29 protein-coding genes are annotated in these 25,126 nt (G+C 59.5%); 18 read left to right on the forward strand and 11 right to left on the reverse strand.

Annotation, left to right across the window (positions count from 1 at the left end; all coding sequences use genetic code 11):
- The first annotated feature begins 65 nt into the window (after positions 1-65).
- Both D8B20_RS21685 and D8B20_RS19250 read left to right on the forward strand, forming a co-directional pair.
- Positions 66-239 carry a hypothetical protein gene (locus tag D8B20_RS21685; protein ID WP_186454446.1) on the forward strand — a complete coding sequence of 58 codons (174 nt, stop codon included), beginning with the start codon at positions 66-68 and terminating at the stop codon, positions 237-239.
- 23 nt (positions 240-262) lie between these two features.
- Complete coding sequence (locus D8B20_RS19250) at positions 263-610, forward strand: hypothetical protein (protein ID WP_145891326.1); 348 nt, start codon at positions 263-265, stop codon at positions 608-610.
- Between the two features lie 38 nt (positions 611-648).
- Here the strand turns inward: D8B20_RS19250 and D8B20_RS19255 are convergent, their stop codons facing one another.
- A complete protein-coding gene (locus D8B20_RS19255) occupies positions 649-1,842 on the reverse strand; it encodes a zinc-dependent alcohol dehydrogenase (protein ID WP_145891328.1) in 1,194 nt (397 codons plus the stop codon).
- A 253-nt stretch (positions 1,843-2,095) separates the two neighbouring features.
- Between D8B20_RS19255 and D8B20_RS19260 the strand changes: the two genes are divergently transcribed.
- From D8B20_RS19260 to crtB, 6 genes are all read left to right on the forward strand, one after another.
- Positions 2,096-2,803 (forward strand): phage antirepressor KilAC domain-containing protein, encoded by a 708-nt coding sequence (locus D8B20_RS19260; protein ID WP_145891330.1) that lies wholly within the window; start codon positions 2,096-2,098, stop codon positions 2,801-2,803.
- 350 nt (positions 2,804-3,153) lie between these two features.
- Positions 3,154-4,059, forward strand: coding sequence for a polyprenyl synthetase family protein (locus D8B20_RS19265; RefSeq protein WP_145891332.1), 906 nt, complete (start codon positions 3,154-3,156; stop codon positions 4,057-4,059).
- 8 nt (positions 4,060-4,067) lie between these two features.
- On the forward strand, positions 4,068-5,345 hold the full coding sequence (locus D8B20_RS19270) for a glycosyltransferase (RefSeq protein WP_145891333.1): 1,278 nt from the start codon (positions 4,068-4,070) through the stop codon (positions 5,343-5,345).
- Positions 5,345-6,511: a lycopene beta-cyclase CrtY gene (crtY, locus tag D8B20_RS19275; protein WP_145891637.1), complete on the forward strand. Its 1,167-nt coding sequence runs from the start codon at positions 5,345-5,347 to the stop codon at positions 6,509-6,511. Before D8B20_RS19270 ends, crtY begins: the two co-directional genes overlap by 1 nt.
- Entirely contained in the window at positions 6,511-7,992 is a 1,482-nt protein-coding gene (locus tag D8B20_RS19280; protein ID WP_145891335.1) for a phytoene desaturase, read from the forward strand. The genes crtY and D8B20_RS19280 overlap by 1 nt, the downstream gene beginning before the upstream one ends.
- Positions 7,989-8,918: a 15-cis-phytoene synthase CrtB gene (gene crtB / locus D8B20_RS19285; RefSeq protein ID WP_145891337.1), complete on the forward strand. Its 930-nt coding sequence runs from the start codon at positions 7,989-7,991 to the stop codon at positions 8,916-8,918. The genes D8B20_RS19280 and crtB overlap by 4 nt, the downstream gene beginning before the upstream one ends.
- Here crtB and D8B20_RS19290 read toward each other — a convergent pair.
- The 3 genes from D8B20_RS19290 to clcA all read right to left on the reverse strand — a co-directional run bounded on the left by D8B20_RS19290 (position 8,857) and on the right by clcA (position 11,322).
- The gene (locus tag D8B20_RS19290; RefSeq protein WP_145891339.1) at positions 8,857-9,390 is read right to left on the reverse strand and encodes a sterol desaturase family protein; all 534 of its coding nucleotides are present in this window, start codon (positions 9,388-9,390) and stop codon (positions 8,857-8,859) included. The genes crtB and D8B20_RS19290 overlap by 62 nt on opposite strands.
- Before the next feature lie 150 nt (positions 9,391-9,540).
- Positions 9,541-9,900, reverse strand: coding sequence for an ArsR/SmtB family transcription factor (locus tag D8B20_RS19295; RefSeq protein WP_145891341.1), 360 nt, complete (start codon positions 9,898-9,900; stop codon positions 9,541-9,543).
- 75 nt (positions 9,901-9,975) lie between these two features.
- A complete protein-coding gene (clcA, locus tag D8B20_RS19300; RefSeq protein ID WP_261388108.1) occupies positions 9,976-11,322 on the reverse strand; it encodes a H(+)/Cl(-) exchange transporter ClcA in 1,347 nt (448 codons plus the stop codon).
- On the opposite strand from clcA, the gene D8B20_RS19305 reads away from it, so the two are divergent.
- The 4 genes from D8B20_RS19305 to D8B20_RS19320 all read left to right on the forward strand — a co-directional run bounded on the left by D8B20_RS19305 (position 11,321) and on the right by D8B20_RS19320 (position 14,990).
- Positions 11,321-11,644: a hypothetical protein gene (locus D8B20_RS19305; protein WP_145891345.1), complete on the forward strand. Its 324-nt coding sequence runs from the start codon at positions 11,321-11,323 to the stop codon at positions 11,642-11,644. The two genes, clcA and D8B20_RS19305, sit on opposite strands and share 2 nt — an antisense overlap.
- Positions 11,628-12,551 (forward strand): glutaminase B, encoded by a 924-nt coding sequence (gene glsB / locus D8B20_RS19310; RefSeq protein ID WP_145891347.1) that lies wholly within the window; start codon positions 11,628-11,630, stop codon positions 12,549-12,551. The genes D8B20_RS19305 and glsB overlap by 17 nt, the downstream gene beginning before the upstream one ends.
- Before the next feature lie 202 nt (positions 12,552-12,753).
- Positions 12,754-13,182 carry a DUF2946 domain-containing protein gene (locus D8B20_RS19315; protein WP_145891349.1) on the forward strand — a complete coding sequence of 143 codons (429 nt, stop codon included), beginning with the start codon at positions 12,754-12,756 and terminating at the stop codon, positions 13,180-13,182.
- Between the two features lie 68 nt (positions 13,183-13,250).
- A complete protein-coding gene (locus tag D8B20_RS19320; RefSeq protein WP_145891351.1) occupies positions 13,251-14,990 on the forward strand; it encodes a DUF2534 family protein in 1,740 nt (579 codons plus the stop codon).
- Positions 14,991-15,033: 43 nt separating this feature from the next.
- On the opposite strand, the gene ahr is transcribed toward D8B20_RS19320, so the two are convergent.
- Complete coding sequence (ahr, locus tag D8B20_RS19325) at positions 15,034-16,050, reverse strand: NADPH-dependent aldehyde reductase Ahr (RefSeq protein ID WP_145891353.1); 1,017 nt, start codon at positions 16,048-16,050, stop codon at positions 15,034-15,036.
- Between the two features lie 122 nt (positions 16,051-16,172).
- Positions 16,173-16,442, reverse strand: coding sequence for a hypothetical protein (locus D8B20_RS19330; protein ID WP_145891356.1), 270 nt, complete (start codon positions 16,440-16,442; stop codon positions 16,173-16,175).
- A 275-nt stretch (positions 16,443-16,717) separates the two neighbouring features.
- Here D8B20_RS19330 and D8B20_RS19335 point away from each other — a divergent pair, with 275 nt between their 5' ends.
- Together D8B20_RS19335 and D8B20_RS19340 are read left to right on the forward strand one after the other, a co-directional pair.
- Positions 16,718-17,635, forward strand: a complete 918-nt coding sequence (locus tag D8B20_RS19335) for an extracellular solute-binding protein (RefSeq protein ID WP_145891358.1) — start codon at positions 16,718-16,720, stop codon at positions 17,633-17,635.
- Positions 17,635-18,414: a molybdate ABC transporter permease subunit gene (locus tag D8B20_RS19340; protein WP_145891639.1), complete on the forward strand. Its 780-nt coding sequence runs from the start codon at positions 17,635-17,637 to the stop codon at positions 18,412-18,414. The genes D8B20_RS19335 and D8B20_RS19340 overlap by 1 nt, the downstream gene beginning before the upstream one ends.
- 60 nt (positions 18,415-18,474) lie before the next feature.
- Here D8B20_RS19340 and D8B20_RS19345 read toward each other — a convergent pair whose 3' ends face one another.
- On the reverse strand, positions 18,475-18,870 hold the full coding sequence (locus D8B20_RS19345) for a response regulator (protein ID WP_145891359.1): 396 nt from the start codon (positions 18,868-18,870) through the stop codon (positions 18,475-18,477).
- 815 nt (positions 18,871-19,685) lie between these two features.
- Here D8B20_RS19345 and D8B20_RS21915 point away from each other — a divergent pair.
- The gene (locus D8B20_RS21915; RefSeq protein ID WP_261388109.1) at positions 19,686-19,820 is read left to right on the forward strand and encodes a hypothetical protein; all 135 of its coding nucleotides are present in this window, start codon (positions 19,686-19,688) and stop codon (positions 19,818-19,820) included.
- 14 nt (positions 19,821-19,834) lie between these two features.
- Here D8B20_RS21915 and D8B20_RS19350 read toward each other — a convergent pair whose 3' ends face one another.
- A complete protein-coding gene (locus tag D8B20_RS19350; protein WP_145891361.1) occupies positions 19,835-20,764 on the reverse strand; it encodes an AraC family transcriptional regulator in 930 nt (309 codons plus the stop codon).
- Positions 20,765-20,924: 160 nt separating this feature from the next.
- Between D8B20_RS19350 and D8B20_RS19355 the strand changes: the two genes are divergently transcribed.
- Positions 20,925-21,659, forward strand: coding sequence for an SDR family oxidoreductase (locus D8B20_RS19355; protein WP_145891363.1), 735 nt, complete (start codon positions 20,925-20,927; stop codon positions 21,657-21,659).
- Between the two features lie 49 nt (positions 21,660-21,708).
- Here D8B20_RS19355 and corA read toward each other — a convergent pair whose 3' ends face one another.
- The 3 genes from corA to D8B20_RS19370 all read right to left on the reverse strand — a co-directional run bounded on the left by corA (position 21,709) and on the right by D8B20_RS19370 (position 23,723).
- Entirely contained in the window at positions 21,709-22,677 is a 969-nt protein-coding gene (gene corA, locus D8B20_RS19360; RefSeq protein WP_145891641.1) for a magnesium/cobalt transporter CorA, read from the reverse strand.
- A gap of 61 nt (positions 22,678-22,738) precedes the next feature.
- Positions 22,739-23,059, reverse strand: a complete 321-nt coding sequence (locus tag D8B20_RS19365) for an AzlD domain-containing protein (RefSeq protein WP_145891365.1) — start codon at positions 23,057-23,059, stop codon at positions 22,739-22,741.
- Positions 23,049-23,723, reverse strand: a complete 675-nt coding sequence (locus D8B20_RS19370; RefSeq protein WP_145891643.1) for an AzlC family ABC transporter permease — start codon at positions 23,721-23,723, stop codon at positions 23,049-23,051. Before D8B20_RS19370 ends, D8B20_RS19365 begins: the two co-directional genes overlap by 11 nt.
- A gap of 102 nt (positions 23,724-23,825) precedes the next feature.
- Here D8B20_RS19370 and D8B20_RS19375 point away from each other — a divergent pair, with 102 nt between their 5' ends.
- Both D8B20_RS19375 and D8B20_RS19380 read left to right on the forward strand, forming a co-directional pair.
- Positions 23,826-24,374, forward strand: a complete 549-nt coding sequence (locus D8B20_RS19375; RefSeq protein ID WP_145891367.1) for a helix-turn-helix domain-containing protein — start codon at positions 23,826-23,828, stop codon at positions 24,372-24,374.
- 150 nt (positions 24,375-24,524) lie between these two features.
- Positions 24,525-25,046, forward strand: a complete 522-nt coding sequence (locus D8B20_RS19380) for a GNAT family N-acetyltransferase (protein WP_145891369.1) — start codon at positions 24,525-24,527, stop codon at positions 25,044-25,046.
- The last annotated feature ends 80 nt before the right edge of the window (positions 25,047-25,126 follow it).

Here is a 25,126-nt window from a genome sequence, read left to right on the forward strand (position 1 = left end):
TCTGCACCACCCCATACCGCATTATCCTGACTATGCTTAGATAAATAACTAATGCAGGAGAAGGCATGAAAATACTCTATTTCGTTTCGCTTATTGCCTCCGCCGGATATTTACTGGCGTTCTTACCAAAATTGCGCACCCGACGTGAGCCCGTGGCCTACTGGGGCTGCTGGGCTTATTTAATTCTTAATGCCGTTTACTGGGCGGTATTTGCGCTGCGCTACTATTTTATGCGCTGATATAGTCTTCAGGGGGAGAAAACATGTCTGAAAATAACCGTGATACCATGCCCTATCTGCTTTATTTTGCCCGCCAGCGTTTGCTGGTTGAAAATATCGATGGCCATATTGTCGATATTGGCGGTGCGGAAGTCGTGGGTGATCGTTTCCGCTGGCAGCTGGATGGTAAAGATGCCCGCGGTGAAACCGCGCAGGAAGTGGATGAGCTACTGGCCGAGGTGGAAAAGCATCTGAGTTTTCTGTTTGTGGACGGGCAGTTCACCAGCCTGCCAGATGTCAGTGATGATTATGGTGACCGGCTGGATAATGCGCCATCGCGCCAGATTGCGCTGCCGGAGCTTAATGACCGCGACGAAGACATTGTGCGCTGAGTCAGTCAGCAGGCTGCCCGCAGGCAGCCTGCCGCGTATCACCCGGCCGTAGTCGTGCTGGCCATGCCCGGTACCAGAATCACTTTACGACAATCCTCTTTACGCTTTTCGAAGATCTCATAGCCGCGCGCCGCCTCTTCCAGCGGCATATGGTGCGTGACAATCTCTTCCGGGGTGAGCAGCCCCTGTTCAATCAGCGACAGCAGACGCGGCAGATACGCCTGCACGTGCGTCTGGCCCATTTTAAACGTCAGACCCTTATCAAAGGCGTCACCAAACATAAAGCCGTGAATGAAACCGGCATAGACACCCGGCACGCTGACGACGCCGCCACGCCGCACGGCAGCGATACATTGACGCAACGCTTTGCCGCTGCTGCCTTCCAGCTTCAGGTTGCTTAATACGGTTTCCGTCAGGCTGCCCTTGGCTTCAAAGCCGATCGCATCAATGACCGCATCCACACCGCGATGGTTTTTGGTGTGGTCAATGATCCACGCGGCCGGATCGTCAATCTCATCGAAATTAATGGGGGTGACGCCGTAACGCTGGCGGGCGAACTCCAGGCGGTAATTGTTGTGGTCGATCATGAAAATCTCTTCAGCCCCGACCAGCCGCGCGCAGGCGGCGCTGAGTAACCCGACCGGCCCGGCACCAAAGATGGCTACGCTGGATCCTTTGTCCAGCCCGGCATTCTGCACTGCCTGCCAGGCAGTGGGCAGAATATCGGACAGGAATAATACTTTGTCATCCGGCAGTGCGAGCGGCACTTTAAACGGACCGACGTTGGCCTTTGGCACGCGCACATATTCCGCCTGGCCGCCCGGCACGCCGCCATAAAGTTTGCTGTAGCCAAACAGCGCAGCGGGTGGAGTAATGTTTTTCTTATTTAATATGGCGCCGCGACCACTGTTGGTATTTTCACAGGCGGCATACTGGTGCAGATGACAGAAGAAACAGTCGCCGCAGGCAATAACAAAAGGCACGACTACGCGATCGCCAATTTTCACACTGGTGACTTCGCTGCCTGCCTCAACCACCTCACCCATGAATTCATGACCAAATATGTCACCGTGATCGGTGCCGGGAATTTTGCCGCGGTAAAGGTGCAGATCCGAACCACAAATCGCGGTTGCCGTAACGCGCAGAATAATATCGTCCGGCTGTTCTAATATCGGGTCCGGCACCGTTTCCACACGTACACGATGGGGGCCATGGTAAGTCAGTGCTTTCATAGTCGCGTCCTCATTTATCAACACAGCACGCCTGAAACCGGTTTTCGGGCGAATCCGTTAAGCCTGGTGTTAATCATTAATTAGGCAAGCGAGTCGGTAGCCGCGCTGCGCCTGGATCGCGGGCCTGCGCGACCGCACAAAAAGCCACACGACTAACGAAAACGGTTAAAAAAAACACTGGATATAAAAACAGTAAACTGTATACTTATCCAGCAGCCTGTTGACTGAACGACGTTTGTGAGAGGTGATACGAATGATGATCGCAACCGAGAGTTTGTCTGCTCTGAATGCCAGCCTGCTGATGAGCAGCCGTGAAATTGCCAGACTCACTGGCATCACGCATGGCGAAGTGAAGCGCCTGATTAAAAGCCTGGAAACCGCTCAGCGCCTTTCCCAGCCGGTCACGGTGAATCTTTACGAGCATGAAGGCGAGCAGCGTCAGGAGTTTCAGCTCAATAAACGCGATTCCCTGCTGGCTGTGGCTCGCCTGTCGCCCGGTTTTACCGCCGAGCTGCTGGACCGCTGGCAGGAACGGGAGAAGTTCACGCAGCTGCCCGATTTCACTAACCCGGCAGAGGCGGCACGCGCGTGGGCCGAGCAGTTTGAGCAGCGCCGCGCCGCTGAACAGCAACTGGCCGTCTCAGCGCCCAAAGCGGAATTTTTTGACCGCTTTGTGGACGTGCATGAGCCCCTGGGTTTCCGCCAGCTGTGCAAAATGCTTAAGGTGAAAGAGACCGACTTCCGTCAGTTTTTGCTGGAGCGTAACATCATGTACCGCGATAAAGGCGTACTGGCCCCGCAGCAGCATCACCTGAAAGCGGGTTATTTTGCCCTGCGCTGCGGCGTGGGTGAGAATCAGCATGCGTTTTCCCAGGCGCGTTTCACGGCAAAAGGGGTGAAGTGGGTTGCCAGTCTGTGGGCCGGTCACCTCGCCTCGCGCCCGGATGGCGTTGCCGCATAACCGCGGCCGCCGCCCTCACCGCCATGGTGACGGCGGCTAAGGCTGCGGGCTGCCCGCGCTTCCCGGTTAAGCGGCTGTTGCGACCGCTGACCGGGATTAAGCTTCGCGCTTCACTCACCGACACCTTCATTTATCTCTTCGTTTCTCCCCTCCTGCTTCCTCCTAGCCTGCCAGAATCGTTCCAGCGATTACTGCTGTGCGTTGCGCCGGAAAAATGCGCAGCGCGCCGGGATTTTGTGTAAATCGCTGTCAGTACGGGTGAAAGTCGCTTCGCTCGCTGGCGGACTCTCCTTACGGCGTCTACGGTTAATCAAAAAGCACAATAATTTCATTAACCATGGATAGCCGCTATGACCGCCCATGTCGACATTACAGCAAATCAGCAGAGTGAACTTCTTCAGCTGCATCATGATCTGCAGAATCATCTGGAGCTGCTGCTCCCGGCTGGACAGCAGACGGATTGCGTCCGGGCGGCAATGCGTGCCGGCACGCTGGCACCCGGCAAACGGATTCGCCCTCTGCTGCTGATGCTTGCCGCGCGCGATATGGGCTGTGATATACAGCAGCGCGGCGTAATCGACATGGCGTGCGCCGTTGAAATGGTCCATGCCGCTTCGCTTATCCTTGACGATATGCCCTCGATGGATAATGCCCTGATGCGGCGCGGACGCCCGACCGTGCACCGGGAGTTTGGAGAAAATGTTGCCATTCTGGCTGCGGTCGCACTGCTGAGCCGCGCATTTGAAGTGATCGCCATCGCACCGGATTTGCCTGCCGGACAGAAATCGGAAGCCATTGCACAGCTCTCTTCTGCCGTAGGCCTGCAGGGCCTGGTACAGGGACAATTTCAGGATCTGCATGAAGGCGCGCAAAGTCGCAGCCCGGAAGCAGTGGCCCTGACGAATGAACTGAAAACCAGCGTGCTGTTCCGCGCCACATTGCAGATGGCGGCCATCGCTGCCGACGCCCCGCCGCTGGTCCGGCAGAAGCTCAGCTACTTTGCGCAGGATCTGGGACAAGCCTTTCAGCTGCTGGACGATCTTGCCGATGGCTGCAAGCACACCGGTAAAGATGTCCATAAAGATCAGGGCAAATCCACGCTGGTGCAGATGCTGGGCGCAGAAGGCGCCGTACGCCGTCTGCGTGACCATTTGCGCAGCGCGGATGAACATCTGGCCGGTGCCTGTCATCAGGGCATCGCTACCCGTCAATATATGCACGCCCTGTTTAATCAACAGCTGGCGATGTTCAGCTGACCGCGTCTATGGGGCATTTTGCCGTGGTAGCGCCGCCGCTCTACAGCCACTTTCATGCATTGCAGGCGCTGGCACAAACCTTACTGGCGCGCGGACACCGTATCACCTTTATTCAGCAGGCGGACGCCCGTACCCTGCTGAGCGACGAACGCATCAGCTTTGTCGCGGTAGGAGAACAGACGCACCCTGTGGGTTCGCTGTCGGCCGGATTACAGCGGCTGGCAGCGCCAGGCGGTCTGTCACTGTTTCGTGTGATACGCGATCTGGCCGCCGCGACTGACATGCTCTGCCGGGAGTTGCCTGCCGTATTGAAAAACCTGAATATTGATGGCGTGATTGCCGATCAGATGGAAGCCGCCGGCGGTTTGGTGGCCGAAGCGCTGGGGTTACCCTTCGTCTCCGTCGCCTGTGCGCTGCCGGTCAATCGCGAACCCGGCATCCCGCTGGCGGTGATGGCGTTCCGCTATAGTGAAGATGCAAAGGCGCTGAAGCGCTTTCGCGCCAGCAGCGATATGTACGATCGCATTATGCGGCATCACGGTAACGTGATTGCCCGCCATGCCCGCGCATTTGGCCTGCCGGAGCGTCACGGGCTGCATCAGTGCCTCTCGCCGCTGGCGCAGATCAGCCAGCTGGTGCCGGCGTTTGACTTTCCCCGGCAGCAGCTGCCCGCCTGCTTCCATGCTGTCGGTCAGCTGCGCGTCGACAGTGCGCCCGGTATGCTGCCTGCGCCATGGCCGACGCTGCGCCAGCCAGTGGTCTATGCTTCGCTTGGCACGCTGCAGGGCCGTCGGTTCCGCCTGTTTATGCGGCTGGCGCGTGCCTGCCGCAATCAGCGTCTCTCCCTGGTTATCGCCCACTGCGGCGGCCTGAATGCGCGGCAGGTGCATCAGCTTGAGCTGGCAGGCGCGGCGTGGGTCACCGATTTTGTCGATCAGCGGGCAGCGCTGCAGCATGCGCAGGTGTTTGTTACCCATGCCGGCCTCAACAGTGCGCTGGAAGCGCTGGAGTGCGGCACGCCGATGCTGGCACTGCCTATCGCTTTTGACCAGCCCGGCGTGGCGGCGCGTATTGAGTGGCACGGCATTGGCCGGCGCGCATCGCGCTTCAGTCGCGTGGCGGTACTGGAAAAATACCTGCAGCAGTTGCTGACCGACCCGCATTACCGGCTGCGAATGTCGGCGATGCAGGCTCAGCTGAAGCGTGCGGGTGGTTGTGCCCGGGCGGCGGATATCGTTGAGCAGGCGCTGTGCAGGCAGCAGATCGTCCTGGCGGAGGCAACATGATGCAGACCCGCTACGATCTGATTCTGGTGGGCGCCGGGCTGGCAAATGGCCTGATCGCTCTGCGGCTGCGTCAACTGCACCCCGGGCTGCGTGTATTATTACTGGAAAGCCAGTCTGCGCCCGCCGGCAATCACACCTGGTCTTTTCATCGGGACGATCTCAGCGCGGAACAGTTTCACTGGCTGACGCCCTGCCTTTCGGCACGCTGGTCTGGCTACGAAGTCCGCTTTCCGCATTTGCAGCGTACCCTGCCCGGCGAATACTGCTCAATCGCCTCGGCTGACTTCGCCCGGCATCTGACGGCGGTTTGCGGTGACGATCTGCGTACCGCAAGCGCGGTCAGCCAGGTTTCCCCCACCCACGTGACGCTTGCCTGCGGCACGCAACTGACTGCGCGCGCCGTGATTGATGGTCGCGGCCTGCAAGCGACGCCGCATCTGCAGCTGGGCTATCAGGCTTTTGTCGGTCAGGAGCTGCAGCTGACGCAGCCGCATGGTTTACAGCAGCCCATTTTGATGGATGCCACCGTTGATCAGCAGGGCGGTTACCGCTTTGTCTATACGCTCCCGCTCAGTGCCGACCGGCTGCTGATTGAAGACACGCACTATATCAACCAGCCGGCGCTGGATGCGGCGCAGGCGCGGCGCAATATCAAGGCGTATGCGCAGCAGCAGGGCTGGCCCATTGCGCATGTGCTGCGTGAAGAGCGTGGATCGCTGCCGATCACCCTGAGCGGCGATATCGATCGCTTCTGGCAGCAGCAGCGCGGCCAGCCGTGCAGCGGCCTGCGGGCCGGATTATTTCACGCTACTACCGGCTATTCGCTGCCAGCGGCGATGGCGCTGGCAGAGATGATCGCCCGTCAGCTGCCGGCCGATGCCGCACAGCTCAGTCAGCATATTGAGCACTTTGCCCGCCAGCACTGGCGCGCACAGCGCTTTTTCCGCCAGCTGAACCGTATGCTGTTCCTCGCCGGCCAACCTGAGCAGCGCTGGCGCGTGATGCAGCGCTTCTACCGGCTGAATGCCGGGCTGATCAGCCGGTTTTATGCCGGACAACTTCAGCTACGCGATAAAGCACGCATCCTGTGCGGTAAACCGCCGGTGCCGGTTGGCGAAGCGGTTCGCGCACTGTTGCAGACCTCTCCATTACCAGGGAAGAAATAATGAAACGTACCTATGTGATTGGCGCAGGCTTTGGTGGCCTGGCGCTGGCGATTCGCCTGCAGGCGGCAGGTATTCCTACCACCCTGCTGGAGCAGCGCGATAAGCCCGGCGGCCGCGCCTATGTCTGGCAGGACCAGGGATTTACCTTTGATGGTGGGCCAACGGTGATTACCGATCCGAGCGCTATCGAAGAGCTGTTCACGCTGGCGGGTAAAAAACTGAGCGATTACGTTGAGCTGATGTCAGTCACGCCCTTTTACCGGCTGTGCTGGGAAGACGGCAGGCAGCTGGATTATGACAATAATCAGGCGCAGCTGGAGCAGCAGATTGCCAAATTTAACCCGCAGGATGTGGAAGGCTACCGGCAGTTTCTCGCCTATTCGCAGGACGTGTTCAAAGAGGGATACCTGAAGCTGGGCACCGTGCCGTTTCTGAACTTCCGCGACATGCTGCGCGCCGGCCCGCAGTTGGGGCGTCTGCAGGCGTGGCGCAGCGTCTACAGCATGGTGGCGAAATTTATTCAGGACGACCATTTACGCCAGGCCTTCTCTTTTCACTCTCTGCTGGTTGGCGGTAATCCTTTTGCAACGTCTTCGATCTATACCTTAATTCATGCGCTGGAACGCGAATGGGGCGTATGGTTCCCGCGCGGCGGGACCGGCGCGCTGGTGGAAGGCATGGCGCAGCTGTTCCGCGATCTCGGTGGCGAGCTGCTGCTTAACGCCGAAGTAGGTCAGCTGGAGACGCAGGGTGACCGTATCAGCGGGGTGCAGCTGAAAGATGGCCGCCGCTTTGACGCTGCAGCAGTGGCCTCAAATGCCGATGTGGTGCATACCTACGATTGCCTGCTCAGTCAGCATCCGGTGGCCCGCAAGCGTGCCGCCACGCTGAAGCGTAAGCGGATGAGCAACTCGCTGTTTGTGCTCTATTTCGGTCTGAATCAGCCGCATACGCAGCTGGCGCACCACACCGTGTGCTTTGGGCCACGTTATCGTGAATTGATCCATGAGATTTTTAACAGCGATCGGTTGTCCGACGATTTTTCGCTGTATCTGCACGCGCCGTGCAGCAGCGATCCGTCGCTGGCACCGGCGGGCTGTGGCAGCTTTTATGTGCTGGCGCCGGTGCCGCATCTGGGTACGGCGGACATTGACTGGCACCAGGAAGGACCACGTTTACGCGATCGGATTTTCGCTTATCTGGAGGAGCATTATATGCCGGGACTGCGCCAGCAATTAGTCACACACAGAATGTTTACGCCCTATGATTTCCGCGACACCCTGCACGCCCATCAGGGTTCGGCGTTTTCCCTTGAGCCGATTCTGACACAGAGCGCCTGGTTCCGGCCGCATAACCGCGATGCCACCCTCTCAAACCTGTATCTGGTGGGTGCCGGCACCCATCCGGGCGCGGGTGTCCCCGGTGTGATTGGCTCGGCGAAAGCCACCGCGCAGCTGATGCAGGAGGATCTTGCCGGATGAATCAGCAGCCGCTTATCGAACAGGTCACGCAGACCATGGCGCTGGGGTCGAAAAGTTTCGCCACGGCGGCGAAACTGTTTGACCCGCCGACGCGTCGCAGCACGCTGATGCTTTATGCCTGGTGCCGTCACTGCGATGACGTGATTGACGGGCAGACGCTGGGCGAAGGCGGCACGCAGCATCACATCGACGACGCGCAGGCGCGCATGTTGCATTTGCAGATTGAAACCCGCCGCGCCTACAGCGGCGCGCATATGGATGAACCGGCGTTTCGCGCCTTCCAGGAAGTGGCGCTGATCCATGAACTGCCGCAGCAGCTGGCGTTTGATCACCTGGAAGGGTTCGCTATGGATGCGCGGGAAGAACACTACGCCAGCTTTGATGACACGCTGCGCTATTGCTATCACGTTGCCGGGGTGGTCGGACTGATGATGGCGCGCGTCATGGGCGTTCGCGACGAAGCGGTGCTCGATCACGCCTGCGATTTGGGGCTGGCGTTTCAGCTGACCAATATCGCACGCGATATCGTGGAAGATGCCGCTAACGGCCGCTGTTACCTGCCACAAAGCTGGCTGGATGAAGCCGGACTGACCGCCGCGCAGCTGACGGACCCGCAGCATCGCGCGGCGCTGGCTACCCTGGCCGCGCGGCTGATTCGGGAAGCAGAGCCCTACTATGCCTCTGCCTGCAGTGGTCTGCCGGGCCTGCCGCTGCGTTCAGCGTGGGCGATTGCCACGGCGCGTGGCGTCTATCGCGAAATTGGCGTTAAAGTGCAGCATGCGGGTGCGCAGGCGTGGGATACCCGCCAGCGCACCAGCAAGAGCGAAAAACTGGCACTGCTGGTGCGGGGGGCCGGGATGGCAATCACTTCGCGCGTGGCGCGTCCGCAGGCGCGTCCGGCTGGTCTGTGGCAGCGCCCGCGTTAGCCTTTCGTCCATGCCGCGCACGCAGCGTTGCCTGCAGTTTGTGCAGCGGCGGGGCATAAAGAAAACCAAAAGAGACGCAGCCTTCGCGCCCGCGTACGGCGTGATGCAGCCGGTGCGCCATATAAAGTCGCTTCAGATAGCCTTTACGCGGAATATAGCGGAACGGCCAGCGCTGGTGCACCAGCCCATCGTGCACCATAAAATAGAGCGCACCGTAGGTGGTCATGCCTGCGCCAATCCATTGCAGCGGCCACAGGCCATGAACACCAAAGTAGATCAGTCCTATCGACAGCAGCGCAAACACCACGGCATAGAGATCGTTGAGTTCAAAGGTGCCTTTGTGCGGTTCGTGATGGGAGAGATGCCAGCCCCATCCCCAGCCATGCATGATGTACTTGTGTGACAGCGCCGCGGTGACTTCCATCAGTACCACGGTCGCCAGCAGAATAAGCGTATTCCATAACCAGAGCATTGTTCGTCCATTTGCCATCAGATGAACATTAAAGGTGGACGCGGATAGCCGAAGGCGCAAGTCGCCAGACGGCTTTTCATCGCGCAGCCGTAAAACACCTGCTTTTGCCCTTCACCCGTCCCTGGCCGGTATCCAGCAATGCAGCACATCTCATCGCGGCGGAGGGGTGGCGGGCAGATAGGGTTGCAGCGCGCTGCGGGTTAAGGCGTCCTGTTCTGCCGCCGCCAGCACCGCCGCCAGTAGTCCGGGAAAACGCGCGTTCAGGTCGTCACTGCGTAGCGACAGCAGGTTTTCGCGGCCGGAAGGCTTCTGCCAGATCACCCCGCTGTCGCGCAGCACGCGCCAGTGATGGGTTAAGGTTGATTTCGACACGCCCGGCACCAGAGAGCCGCAGGTGTGTTCGCCGCCGCCGGCCAGTACAACGATAACCGCCATGCGCAGCGGATTGCCCAGCGCCGTCAGCACGTTTTCCAGCCGGATAGCGTCGCGCGATGGATGATTTTCCAGCATGTGTCCCCTTTATCACGCAGAAAATCCGGATTATCCGCGAGCCATTAGTCAATGTATAGCAGCAAACCGGCGCGATCAGTGCTGTCCGCTCCGGGCCTGCCCGCTCAGCTGTGCGTTAGCCAGCGTGCGCGCCAGTATCGAAGAATAGAGCGGCTTGCCGCCGAAGAACTGCGCCGCCAGCGTCGCCCCGAGGCAGGTAATGATCATGGGCAGTATCAGCTGATAATTATTGGTCATCTCCAGCACCAGTACGATCCCGGTCAGCGGTGCGCGCACCGAGGCCGCAAACAGTGCCCCCATGCCCGCCACGGCAAAGGTCGCCGCCTCCAGCTGATAATCGGGAAACCAGTGCATACAAAGCTGGCCAAAACAGGTCCCCAGCAGCGTGCCCAGCGTCAGCATCGGGGCAAAAATGCCACCGGGTGCACCCGAGGAGAAACAGCAAATGGTCACCAGCGTGCGCAGCGCAAACAAGCCAAATAGGGCCAGCGCGCTGTAGTGACCGAGAGAGAAATCCGGGATCAGCGTAATGCCGCCGCTGACCGCCTGCGGCAGTGCCAGGCCCAGCACGCCGCAGAGCCCTGCCAGCACACTGCCCCACAGCACCCATGCGCGCGTGCGGCCCTGATGAAGCTGCTGGAAACGATCCTGAGCAATAAAAATCAGCCGGTTGAAGGCCACACCGCAGCCGCCAAACAGAATGCCCAGCAGCAAATACAGCCAAAGCGTATTCGTGGGCGCATCGCGCAACTGGCCGATGTTGATAATCGCTTCGTTACCGTTACAGATCCGGAACACAATACTGGCGGCAATCACCCCCACAAATACCGCTTTAATCGAGATCAGGCTGTAGCGAAACTGGGGCCGCATCTCTTCAATAATAAACAGAATGCCGGCCAGCGGGGCGTTGAACGCCGCTGACAGCCCCGCAGCTGCGCCCGTGGCCAGCAGCGTATGCCGGGATTCAGAATCGCGCACGCGAAACAGATCCAGGCACAGGCCGCCGATATTGCCGCCAATCTGTACCGTGGGGCCTTCACGCCCGAGAACCATGCCGGAACCCAGCGCGCCCATGCCGCCGATAAACTTCACCGGCAGCACGCGCCACCAGCGCACCGGGCGCAGTTCTTCCAGCGCCCCTTCAATCTCCGGTATGCCGGAGCCGCCGGCTTCCGGCGCAAAACGACGCACCAGAAAATAACCACAGCCCCCCAGCAGCGCTGAGGTAAAAAACGCCGCCGCGATGGTCAGCAACAGGTGATCGCTAAAGCGGGCAATGCCGTCCAGACGCAGCTGCAGAACGGCTTTAACGGCGCGGTCGAAGGCCACGCCAACCCATCCCGTGAGTATCCCCACCAGCGCCGCCAGCAGCAGCAGCGCGACCGGCGTTTTATCGCGCCGCAGTAATTTCTGCAGCAGCATGAATCGTCCTGCGCGCATCGGCGCTCTGGCTTCGGCATGGTTCTCAGACACGGGTATCGTTTTCCTCCAGAAAGAGCATTACGGCGCGGTGCGCGCCCTGCGGACAGATGCTGAAAGCATAACCAAAACGCGGGCGCAGGTAACCCAATCATTCGCAACAGGATTTTACGCTTCTCTTTCCGATCAGGTGGCGCACTGTCAGGCTTTCACTGAAAGCTCACAAAATTTTGCGCGGGCAATTGACGTGCCGGAGGCAAATCACCATTATCCTGGCCTGAATGAATTGCTAACGCCGGAGCGGAAAGGTGTCGGAACTCAGTAACGCATTGCTGCAGGAGATTGTCGAAGAAGTGCGCCCGTTAACGCGTGAGGGCCGCGTGGCGGATTATATTCCGGCGCTGGCGGGTGTTGATCCTCACCAGCTGGGCATTGCCATTCATACGCCTGACGGCCGCTGTTTCCAGGCAGGGGATGCCACAACGCGCTTTTCCATCCAGTCGATCTCGAAAGTGCTGTCGCTGACCGTGGCGCTCACGCTGTATGAAGACGCCGAGATCTGGCAGCGGGTAGGGAAAGAGCCTTCCGGCCAGCCGTTTAACTCGCTGGTGCAGCTGGAGCTGGAGCAGGGCAAACCGCGTAATCCCTTTATCAATGCCGGTGCGCTGGTGATGTGCGATTTGCTGGAGAGCCGCCTCACCGCGCCGCGCCAGCGTATGCTGGAGTTTGTGCGCCGCCTCGCGCAGCAGCCGGATATCCATTATGACCGGGTTGTGGCGCGCTCAGAGTATGAACACTCCGCGCGTAACGCCGCCATTGCCTGGCTGATGAAATCCTTTGGCAACTTTCATAACGATGTCAGCAAAGTGATGGAAACCTACTTCCATTACTGCGCACTCTCCATGAACTGTTGCGAACTGGCGCGTGCCTTCCTGTATCTTGCCAGTCATGGCTGCAGCCCGCACGATGGGGGGACGGTGATTACGCCGCGTCAGGCGCGTCAGGTGAATGCGCTGATGATGACGAGCGGCATGTATGATGGCGCCGGCGAGTTTGCCTGGCGCGTCGGTATGCCCGCTAAATCCGGCGTCGGCGGGGGCATCGTTGCTTTTATACCTGGCGAGATGAGTATCGCCGTATGGTCACCCGCGCTGGATCACGCCGGCAACTCGCTGGCGGGTACCGCGCTGCTGGAGAAGCTCACCGAGCGGCTGGGCCGGTCGATCTTTTAAGCGTTATCGGGCGTCATGCATACCGGCAGCCTATGTTGCCTTATTGTGTGCATGAGGTTGCCATGAGGTTAATCGCTGTCCGTCAGCGCGTGACACTTTTCAAAAGGTGCGAATTTTTGCGGCATTCTGTTGAGTTTCTTTAACGCCTGGCCGGCAATCGCGTTACACTTCGGCCCTGTTTTTTGATCGCTACGTACCCGTAATGACGTTTACCCCTGCCTTTCGCCAGCGCCTGACTGCCTGCGTCGCCATTGTGGCGGTGCTGCTGCTGTTTGTTGCGCCGATGGTATCTAAAACGTTACTGGAACGGCAGCAGCACGCCGCTGCGCCGTCAGCACACAGCGCCATGATGATGGCGATGCCGGAACAGCACCACGCCATGATGATGGCAGATGAAATGCCGGGTATGGCGCACCATCAGATGACACAGGGAGAATTTGCCTGCGGCTACTGTGATCTGCTGGTACACGTTCCCCTGCTGCTGTGGGTATTTGTGCCGTTTATCTGGCTGATACTGGTGATCTCCCGCGCCCCGCCGCTGCGCGTCCGGGTGACGCCGGTGATACGTCGCTTCAGTGGCCTTCATCGCCCGCGCGCCCCGCCCTGCACCTCTTCTGCTGATTGCTGTTAATCCGGTACAGCCGGGCGGATGTCCGCCGTGCTGTGCCCTGGCATTCTCTAACCGGAAGGAAGACGGCTTTGTCTGCTGTTCACTCTGCAGCGCCGCGCGGCGCGGTGCTTAATTTAGTCCGCCGCTTACATTTTTATATTGGTCTGTTTGTTGCACCCTTTATTTTTGTGGCTGCCCTCAGCGGCACGCTTTATGTCCTGACGCCACAGCTGGAAAACCTGATTTACGCCGATGCCCTCACCGCTCAGCCGACCGGCGAAGCGCAGCCGCTGTCCGCGCAGATCCGCGCGGCACGCGAACGGGCTGGCGAACGTCAGCACATCTACGCGGTACGGCCCGCGCCGGGCGCAACGGATACCACCCGCGTGCAGTTTGCGGATCCGTCGCTGGGTCCGTCACAGTCGCGCGCGGTGTTTGTTGATCCTTACAGCCTGAAAATCAAAGGCGATATGACGGTGTACGGCACCAGCGGCATCCTGCCCCTGCGTACCACGCTTGACCTGCTGCACAGCAGCCTGCTGCTGGGCGATGTCGGGCGCAATTACAGTGAACTGGCCGCCAGTTGGCTGTGGGTGGCGGCGCTGGGCGGCGTGGTGCTGTGGCTGGCCACCCGTCCAAAGCGTCGTCTGAAGGTGGCCCGTCGCGGCTTTGCGTTCAGCCGGCACTGGCATATCACCCTCGGCCTGACGCTGCTACTGGGCCTGCTGTTTTTCTCGGTCACCGGGCTGACCTGGTCACAGTGGGCAGGCGGCAACATTGATAAAATGCGCACCGCACTGCACTGGATGACACCGCAGGTCAATACGCAGCTTAACGGCGAAGCGCCGGCTGAACCGGCCGATCCGCACGCGGAACATCGCGGCATGTCGGCACAGGCGATGGCGGGAATGTCCATGGCCGATATGCGTAAACCGGCCACGCAACCGGCGAAACCGCTGCCGGCTAATGCCGCTGATGCGGACTGGGATCGCGTGCTGCAGGCCGCGCGCGCCGATGGCATTGACGCCGCGAAGCTGGAATTGCGTCAGCCGTCCCGTGCCGGCCGGGCGTGGACCGTGAGCGAGATCGACCGCCGCTGGCCCACCCAGGTGGATGCCGTCTCGGTCAATCCGCAGAGCTTCGCCATCGTGGATCATGTCTATTTTGACCGCTTCCCGCTGGTGGCAAAACTGACGCGCTGGGGTGTGGACGCGCATATGGGCGTGTTGTTTGGCCTTGCTAATCAGCTGCTCCTTGCCGGCTTTGGCCTGGGATTATGCAGCATGATTGTGCTGGGCTACCGTATGTGGTGGCTGCGTCGTCCGCAGATCGCAGAAGCCAGCCCGCTGCAGACCCTGACCGCCAGCTGGCTGGCGCTTCCGCTGCTGGCAAAAGCCCTGTGTCTGCTGGTTGCGGTGGCGCTGGGTTATGCCCTGCCGGTCATGGGCGTCAGCCTGCTGGCATTTATGCTGGTGGATATGCTGCGCTGGCGTAAACAGCAGCGGGCACCCATGAGCGAGGCCGATATCCTGGCGGCGCAGCAGTCGCCACTGGGGATTATCCGGGCGCGCTTTACGGTAAAACGCAAAGAGATGCGTTACTTCCTGCGGGGTCTGCTGGTGCTGGCGCTGGTGGTAGGCAGCGTAATGAGCAATGCGATTATTGGTGGGGTAATTGACCAGTATGGCATTCCGTTCAGCCACTGGTCGCTGACGATGTATCTGACGCAGGGCTTTATGATTGCCCTCTACACGCTGGTATTTACCGGACTGCTGTCGATTCCGCTATGGTATTTCTTCCTCGGCGAAAAGGATGATTCGCAGGGATAAGACGTCAAAACGGCGGCCCGCCCGGGCCGCCGCTGTCACACACTCAGAAATCCGCTTTCAGTACCACACGGTAATTGGCTTTACCGGCACGCACATGATCCAGCGCATCGTTGATTTTTGACATCGGGAACTCTTCAACCTGCGGGGCTACATCGGCACGCGAAGCCAGTTTCATCAGCGTACGCAGCTGACCTGGTGAGCCGGTAGAGGAGCCGGTTACCGCGCGGTCGCCCATAATCAGGCTGAAGGCCGGTACTTCAAACGGCTTCATCACCGCACCCACAGTGTGGAACTTGCCGTGCGGTGCCAGCGCCTGGAAGTACGGCTGCCAGTCAAGATCAACCGCAACGGTGCTGATGATCAGGTCAAACTGGCCGGCCAGCGCTTTCAGCGCCTGCGGGTCGCGGCTGTTGACAACGCGATCGGCACCCATCGCCTTAATGGATTCGGTTTTGCTGGCATTGGAGCTGAACGCCGTGACTTCCGCGCCCATTGCGCGCAGCAGTTTGATCGCCATATGACCAAGACCGCCGATACCAATCACCCCGACGCGGCTGGTGGCGGTAATGTGATGCATCAGCAAAGGTTTGAACACCGTGATACCGCCGCACAGCAGCGGACCGGCTGACGCAATATCCATGCTTTCCGGCAGCGGAATCACCCATTGCCAGTCAGCACGCAGATGGCTGGCGAAACCGCCCTTGTTCATGATGGTTGGCACGGAGCCGTTCTCACAGTTGACCTGCTCACCGTTAATACAGGCGTTACAGTGCTGGCAGCTTTTTGCCGTCCAGCCAATGCCGACACGCTGCCCGACTTTCAGCCCTTTATCCTGCGCCGCATCGCCCAGCGCGCTGATGCGGCCAATCACTTCGTGACCGGCAATAACCGGGAAGGAGGAGATGCCCCACTCGTTGTCAATCATCGACAGGTCAGAATGGCACACACCGCAGTAATCGACTTCAACCAGGACTTCTTCAGCAGCCAGCGGACCGGTTTCATACTCATAAGGGACCAGCGCTTCGCCCGCGTTCATCGCGGCATAACTTTTAATTTTCATTACTGTCCTCTGTTTCAGCGTTAATGACACAGGAAGTTTAGCAGAGCCTGGATTCAGATAATGACGAATAATCAAACGATTAGTTAGCAGATAGCGCAGCGGCAGCAGAATAGCATTCAGGGTTAAAGCGGATCGGTCCCCGGCGGGCTGCGAAACGCGCGGCGGGCTGCGTCAAGCAGCTGGCTGGCCGTCACGGTGGCCGGTAAATGCAGCAGAATTTTGCTCGCCTGCCAGTAGCACAGCACCAGCTCTTCGTTGGTTTCGCTCTCCGCCATCTGCTCCAGCCGCCGGCGCAGGCTGGGCACATCCAGCGTTTGCTGTTCATCGGCCATCTCAGCTATGGTCTGACTGATGACCTGATGCAGGGTTTTCCAGGAAAGATCGGCAAACACGTTCAACCTCGTTGCATGACGTTCGGTCCGGGCTTATGACAATGCGGTGCCACCTCAACGGCACCGGGAAAAAGAAAACAGTGATAACTATAGCTGCTTATTTTATGTGCAGCCGGGCCTGCGTGATTTTCCGGCCGGTCGCGCACCTGATTCTGAATTTTCCTGGTAGCCGCTGGCACTGCCTGCAGGATTTCGCAACAGATTTTCCCTTGCACCGGGCCGCGGCCTGCCGATAATCGCTATCTAATAAAATATATAGCGAGAAAATGCGTACCATGAAGACCTTAGCGACACTGTTACTGGCGGCAACCGCTACGATGAGCGTTTATGCGCAGGCGGATACGGATATTCGGGTGACCTATGCCGGGTCCATGGGTAAGGTGATGGATCAGGCGCTGGGCCCGGCGTTTGCCAAAGCCCATCACGGCCGTTATGAGGGTCAGGGCCAGGGCGCATATGGCATGGCCAGGCTACTGGCTGGCCGCAAGATAACCGCCGATGTGTTTGTCTCGATTACGCCAGGACCGATGCAAATCCTGAAAGCGGCCGGCCTGATTGACCACGCTGAACCGGTCGCCAGCACCAGCATGGTGGTGGCTTACAGCCCGAAAGGAAAATTTGCGCAGCAGTTTGCCCGGGCAAAAGGCAGCGATACCAGCTGGCTGAAGGTGCTGGCCACACCCGGCGTAAAATTTGGCCGCACCGATCCGGTGAACGATCCCAAAGGGCAGAACATCATTTTTACCCTGCTGCTGGCGGAGAAGTATTACGCGCAACCGGGCATCGCCGATCGCATCCTTGGCGGGTATCAGAACCCGGCCCAGACGCATCTGGAAGGCGGCCTGCTGGCACGTCTGGAGAGCGGTCAGGTGGATGCCGCCGCCGGTTATGAAAGCGAAGTGATCTCCGCCCACCTGCCGTATATCGCGCTGCCGGATGAGATCAACCTCAGCAATCCGGCCATGGCGCAACGCTGGTATGACACTGTCACTTTTCGCGTGAAAGACAGCCATGGTCAGGACCAAACGCTGCACACGCAGCCGCTGGTTTACTACGCGGCCGTACTGAAAAATGCGCCGCATGGTGGCGCGGCGGGCCAGGCCTTTATTGATTTCCTGCGCAGCCCCGCCGGACAGGCGTTACTGAAACAGCATGGCTATGCGGCGCCGAAAGGCAGTACGCTGTATCCATGATGCGCCCCCGTCATACTACTGCCCTGTGGCTTTCGCTGCCGGCGTTAACACTGCTGGCCGTGCCGTTTATCACCCTGGCTGGCGTCACACAGTGGTGGCATCTGCGGCTGGCATGGGGCGACAGCCAGGCGATTGTCACCTCACTGGTGCTGGGTGCAATAGCGCTGCTGTTGATTGTACTCAGCGGCTTACCGGTGGCGTGGTGGCTCTCACAGGCGCAGGGTCGGCTGCGTCTGCTGGTGGAGTTGCTGGTGCTGGTGCCCCTGCTGACCCCGCCGCTGGCCATGGGCATTTTACTGGTCAGCGCCTGGGGACCTTACAGCCTGCCCGGCACGCTGCTGGGCCGCGTTGGCTGGTCACTTGTGAATAACCCGGCGGCGTTTGTGCTGGCGCAGTGGTATGGCGCGCTGCCCTATTTTGTCACCAGCGCGCGATCGGCATTTGCCAGCGTGCCCGGCGAGATTCTGGAAGCGGGCCGGACGCTGGGCGCGTCTCCCTGGCAGCGTTTCTGGCGTCTCTCGCTACCGCTGGCGGCACCGGGGCTGGCTTCAGCCACCGCGCTGGCGTGGGTTCGCGCGATGGGTGAATTCGGTATCGTCATGATTTTTGCCTACTTTCCGCAGGGAATACCGGTGCAGTTGTATAACAATCTGCAGAATGACGGGGTGGATGCGGTGTATGTTCTGCTGTGGCTGCTGCTGCTGTTTACCCTGCCGGTTCCGCTTGCCTGCTTCGCCGCCTCACGCCGGTTACACGCCGGCAGCCTGTCAATGCGCTGACCGCGCCGCTGCGCCCGTTTACGCTTTGCCTGTGGCAGCCGCTCCGGGCTGCCGCTGATATCAGCGCACCGCCGCCATGCGCTGCTCACTCTCCTGCATCGCCAGCCGGATGGTGTCCAGCAGTGGTTCAATATCCAGCGGCTTCGCAAACACGCCAAAGGCGCTGTCCCCGGCGGCGTGACGGCAGGCCTCCACGCTGGCATCATCGGTCATGATAATGACCGGCAGCAGCGGAAACCGCGCTTCCTGCTCCGCCAGCCAGGCCAGTCCGCCTTTTGTCTGCCTGCCCGCATCCAGCAGCAGGCAGCCGTGCACCGCATGCTGCTGTGCGGCGGCGCGGTCAAAGGCCGCCGGCGCGGCAAAATCAGCCACTTCATACTCCATGGCTTTCAGCAGGAAGCTCAGCGCTTCGCGCAGGGATAAATCTTCATCGATCAGCCAGATTTTTGCGCTCATGCTTCGCCTCCGCCCGTTAATAAACCCGCGTGCGGGGTACGCCATAGTGGGCCGATCGCCAGCCGCCTGTCACGGGCGACTGGCGCCTCCGGCATGGCGCACGGCCTGGCCAGCCAATACCTTTTCATCCCTGGTGGGTAAATTTCGGGCATCTTTTTCCGTCTCTGAACCGCGAGAAAACGCCTCCACAGGGAGAGCGAGCGCAATATTACTTAAGTCAAACAGATGACATGCCAACGTTGTACGCTTCACCCGGAACCCTTTCAATTCATTTTACCGATTTACCAGTGAATTCAGACACGTACCAGTCTAATCATACGAAAAAACCGCTACTATCAGGGCCATTTTATAGTGGAATATTCTTGGTTTCCTCTGACTGGCGTAAGTTCTGACTGGCTGCCCGGCTGATACAGTCAGTCACGTCGCACCGGGGAGGCAGCCTGCTGCAGCGCCCGCAGAGGCGAGCCGGTTGCCAACGGAATCTATCGGACGAAGGCTGGTACTAAATGACCGCTTTAGCGATCATGCTGTTCGGATAGCCTGCGCGCCAGCCCCCTTCCCTGCCCGTTTTCTGCACCGGCTGATAAGGGTAACAGTGGCGACATCTCCAGCATCTGGCTGCGAAATTTCCCATAAATCACCATCATAATGAAGCGTGATGCGCCGCGGTTTTCCGCGCTTTCCGCCCCCTGAGCTGCGTTTTTTTCAGGACAGGTCTTGTCGTTCCTCTTAGGTCACGTCTTGCAGAATACGCCGCTTCGCCGCGCCCCCTTTGGTCCTGGCGGCTGTGTATTCATTTCTGTTTAGAGGTCACTATGCATCTGTTTTTTCGTACGCGTCTGGAAACGTTCCTCGCGCCGCAGCGCCACCTTGCCTGGCGCATTCTACTGTCAGGCTGCACGTTTTTCTGGATTGTGCTGGTTGTTAGCGTAATGGGCGTTCGCACCTGACGCCGTCATACGCATCAGTGGGTCTGCAGCCGCGCGGATAACTGCTCCGGCGGCAGCAGAGCAAACGCTTTTTTCATCACCCGCGCTTCCTCGGCCGGACTGCGGCCAAACATCCGTTTGAATTCGCGACTGAATTGCGAATCGCTTTCATAGCCGACGCGCGCGGCCGCCCCTGAGGCGGTGAGATTATCGCGGATCATCATCAGGCGAGCCTGATGCAGCCGCAGCGATTTCACATACTGAATCGGTGTCGTGTGCGTCACGGTTTTAAAATGCAGATGGAAGCGTGCAACGCTCATGCCGGCTTCGCGCGCCAGATGCGGCACGTTAATCGGCTGTTGCCAGCGGCCGTGAATATGCTGCAGAGCCCGTGCGATGCGGCCAAACTGGCCCTGACTGGCCAGCGAAGCACGCACCGCGCCGCCCTGTTTACCCATCAGCACCCGAAAGCAGATCTCCTCAACCCGCGCCGGGCCGAGTACTTTGGCCTCAAGCGGATCGCTTAACGCTTCCAGCAAACGCAGCGTGCTTTCGGCCAGCGCCGTATCCACTGGCGTAGAAAGAATGCCTGCCGGCGGGGCAACATCCGCATCGGCTGCGGCAGGCACCTGCGCCACCAGTCGGGCGACCACCGTGGCATCCAGCCGAATGGCCAGCCCCAGCAGCGGCTCCTGGGACGTGGCTTCGGTTTCGGCGGAGAACGGCAGCGGCACCGACAACACCAGATAGTGTTGCGCATCGTAACGGTACATTTTATCGGCCAGAAAAGCGCGCTTCGATCCCTGACACACGATGATAATGCCGGGCTCATACAACACCGGCGTGCGCGCCCACTGCTGATTCGCGCGCATGAAGCGGACGTTCTCAAGCAGCGACTGGGTATAACCTTCCTGGCGCGCCAGCTGTTGCAGTAACTGGCAGGTTCGTTGCTGAAGGGTTGGCATGGTGAATGTCCGGTAACAGGTTCAGGCAAAGCATAGCGATTTCCATCGCACCTGCACAATGCCGGCGAGAGGATCCGGCAAGCCTGCGCCACAATCCGGCCTGTTGTGCGGTGCGCGTTTTTTCCACAATGGCCTCGTTCATTCACACGAGGAAGCAGATATGTTGAATCCCGATGCAAAAGTGATCGTTCTGACCGGTGCCAGCAGCGGTATTGGTGAAAGTATTGCCCGCCAGCTGGCCGCCGAAGGCCATCGGCTGGTGCTTGGCGCCCGCCGTACCGATCGGCTCGCCGCCCTGTGCCATGAACTGCGTGCAACCGGTGCAGAGCCTGATTTTCTTCCGACAGACGTGCGGCAGCGCGGGGATATGCAGCGGCTGGCTGATTTTGCCCGCGAAAAGTATGGCCGGATTGATGTGCTGATCAATAACGCTGGTGTGATGCCGCTTTCGCCGATGCGATCGCTGAAAGTCGAAGAGTGGGATCTGATGCTGGACGTTAACGTGCGCGGTGTGCTGTATGGCATGGCAGCCGTCCTGCCCACGATGGAGGCGCAGCAGGCAGGCCATATCATTACCATTGCGTCCATCGGTGCGCTTTCCGTTTCACCGACCGCCGCGGTTTACTGCGCAACAAAATTTGCCGTACGCGCCATTTCCGACGGTTTGCGTCAGGAGTCGCAACAGCTGCGGGTAACGGTGATCAATCCCGGCGTGGTTGAATCCGAGCTGGCCGATATCATCAGTGACGATGTGGCGCGTGAAGCGATGAAAAGCTTTCGTGCCATCGCCCTGAAGCCAGAGGCGATTGCACGGGCTGTCAGCTGGGCTATTGCGCAGCCTGGCGACGTTGACGTCAGCGAAATCACCGTACGCCCCGTCGCCAGTGCTTTTTGAGCCCGTCTGAGCCTGGCGATTTCAGGCTGAAATTCTGGCTGCAGCACGGCTACAGCCAGTGCGCTTTTTTCAGCCGCCACCACATGACGCAGCAGATAATCAGCGTAATCGCCACCACCGCCGGATACCCAAAGTGGGTATGCAGTTCCGGCATATCCGGGAAGTTCATACCGTACATACTGAAAATGATGGTCGGCACAATCAGGATCGCCCCCCAGCCGGCCAGCTTTTTGTTGACTTCGCTTTGCTGCACGGAAACCAGCGCCAGGTTAACCTGCATGGCGCTGGCCAGCGTTTCCCGCATATCTTCGGCATCAATCATGACGTGGTGCGCGTGATCCTGCACGTCGCGCAGATAGGCGCGCAGGTTCTTCGGAATAATATCTTCATGGAACCGCACCAGCTGCGGGCAGATCTCCGTGACCGGCATCGCGGCGTTACGCAGTGAGAGCAGCTCGCGCCGCAGATGGTAGACTTTCTCCAGCGTGTTGTTGTTAAAGCGCATGGTGAACATGCCATCTTCCAGTTCGCCGATGCGTTCGCTGAGGGTCGCGGTGATTTTGCTGTAGTTATCGACGATAAAGTCGAGCAGGCAGTAAAGCGCATAGCCCGGCCCCTGACACAGCATCGCGTGGTTTTTCTCTGCGCGGGCGCGAATCTCTTTATACCCCTCGGTGGAACCGTGACGGACGGTAATCAGAAAATTTTTGCCGAGGAAAAAGTGTGTTTCGCCAAAACTGATGCGCTGACTGTCATCCAGATGGGCGCTCTTCACGACGATAAAAACCGAGTCGCCGTACTGTTCGATCTTCGGACGCTGATGCGCCACCAGCGCATCTTCGATGGCCAGCTCATGCAGGCCGAACTCATCCTGAAGCCGGTGCATAAACTCTGCATCAGGCTGGTACAGGCCCAGCCAGACAAAGGCTTTGTCTTCTTTCAGCACATCTGACACTTCATCAATGTTGACATGCTCTTCACGCTCACCGTGGCGGTATACCACGCAGTTAATCACCATTTGCGCGCTCTCCATGTTGTGTTTACACCCTAATCATAGCGTGAAAGCCTGGCGTGGATAATCAGGGCACGCCAGCGAAGCGCAGCAGCGCAGTCATTACCGCCGCGCCGATAATCACCATAATCAGCGGCGCACGCCGCCAGGCGAGGAACAGCGCAAACAGCACGCCGGTGACGCGCGCAACCCCGGCGAAGTGCGTGCCTTCAAATAGCGCGGTGGTGACGGCCACCGCCAGCAGTAGCACGGTGGCGGCATCGGATAACATATTGCGGACGCGCTCAGACATATGCATCCGGCTGCCCACTTTGTATCCGGCAAAGCGGATAGCATAGGTTCCCACCGCCAGCAGTGCGATCCCGGCGATAACAAGGTTATTTTGCATTTTTCCGCTCCCGCCAGCTCAGTAAACCCAGCAGTGAAAACAGCACCGGCATCCCTGCAGGGACAAAAGGCGTGACCGCTACCGAAAGCAGTGCGCCACAGGCGGCCGGGATGCGGGTACGGCGCTGGCGCAGCGCCGGGAAGATCAGCGCGATCAGAATCGCCGGAAACACCGCATCCAGTCCGATAGCTGAAACATCCGGGATAAAGCGGCCAATCAGCGCCCCGCTGATGACCGTCAGCGGCCAGATGGCAAAAATGCCCAGCCCGCATACCCAGTACGCCGCGCGGCGCTGCGGCAGTTTTGGCTGTGAGATGCCAAACACCACGCTTTCATCATTCATGATATGGCAGCCCAGCAGACTGCGGCTGCCCTTGCCGACCAGATCTTTTACCGCAATACCAAACGGCAGATGGCGGGCGTTGACCAGTAAACCGGCCGCGGCGGCGGTCAGCGGGCTGCCGCCGCCGGCAACAATACCGATAAACAGAAATTCTGAGGCCCCGGCCAGCACCAGCGTGGAGAGCGCCACAGGCACCCAGAGCGGAAAGCCTTCGGCCGCCGCCAGTGAACCATACGATAGCCCGACAATGCCGTCGGCCAGACAGACGAGGAAAATCGCTTTTATTACGCCGCTATCCAGCGGTATGGCACCCAGACGCATCACAATTTTGTCTCATAACGAACAGGAATGACGTTATAATGAACGTACTGCCATTGTTTTACAAGATGAACAAATCGTTCGATATAAAGAACAGGAGAGTATGTGACACCGCCGATCGATATTATTGCAGCCGGACTGGTACGCGAACGTGAACGCGCCGGGCTTTCCCTGACGGAAGTGGCACGGCGTGCAGGCATTGCGAAATCGACGCTGTCGCAGCTGGAGGCCGGTAACGGTAATCCCAGCCTGGAAACGCTGTGGTCGCTGTGCGTCGCACTGAATATTCCTTTCGCTCGCCTGATGGAGCCGGAAGTAAAACGCCTGCAGGTGATTCGCCGCGGTGAAGGCATGATGGTCTCCGCCGCGCTGGCGGACTATCAGGCGGCCCTGGTAGCCAGCTGCCCGCCTGGCGGACGGCGCGATCTGTACCTGATCACCAGCCAGCCTGGCGCGCCGCGCGCGTCAAAACCCCATCCGCCCGGCTCTGTGGAACATGTCATTATTGCGCGTGGTCGCGCGCGCGTTGGCCCGACGGATGCCCCCGTGGAGCTGAATCCGGGAGACTATATCTGCTATCCGGCCGACGAGCCGCATGTGTTTGAAGCGCTGGAGCCGGACACCATGGCGGTGCAGCTCTCAGAACAGAACTGACGGCGACGCGGCGGCCTGATACGCGGCTATGCTCTGCCGTTGCCTGCCGGGCCCCAGCCTCAGCTATCACTATTTCCTATGATAAAAGCCCATGCTGCGCGGACGGCGGAGTGGCATGCTGAGGTTTTCCACGTCGATTTTCAGGAATATATGGACATTCTCCCCGCACGGCCGCATCACGCGGCAGACCTTCAGCGTATTTATGCCTGGCATGTGCTGCATGGCACTGCCACGTTTGAGACCGAACCCCCAGCGGAAAGTGAAATGCGGCGACGCATTCTGGATGTGCAGCAGCGCGGCGGTTTCTGGCTGGTGGCGCAGGAACAGCATCAGGTGCTGGGTTACTGTTATCTGGCGCCTTACCGGCCGCGTTATGCCTATCGCTTTACGCTGGAAGACTCCATCTATCTGGACCCGCAGCAAACCGGACGCGGCATTGGCAAAGCGCTGCTGCAGAAGGCTATCACGCTGGCTGAAACCGCCGGCTTTCGCCAGATCATCGCCATTGTCGGTGACAGTGCGAATGCGGGCTCGCTGGGACTGCATCGCGCACTCGGTTTTAAACCCACCGGCGTCATGAAATCGGTGGGATTCAAACATGGTCGCTGGCTCGACACCGTCGTCATGCAGCGTTCGCTGGGTGCCGGCGACAGCCTGCCGCCGGCGCGCTGAGCCAGCAGTACAGCATGTTGACTGCCGCTGACTGCCGCTGACTGCCGCTGACTGCCGCACGGCATGTTGCGCTATGCTGA

Origin of the sequence: Candidatus Pantoea soli (assembly GCF_007833795.1) — a bacterium.
Lineage (GTDB): Bacteria > Pseudomonadota > Gammaproteobacteria > Enterobacterales > Enterobacteriaceae > Pantoea > Pantoea soli.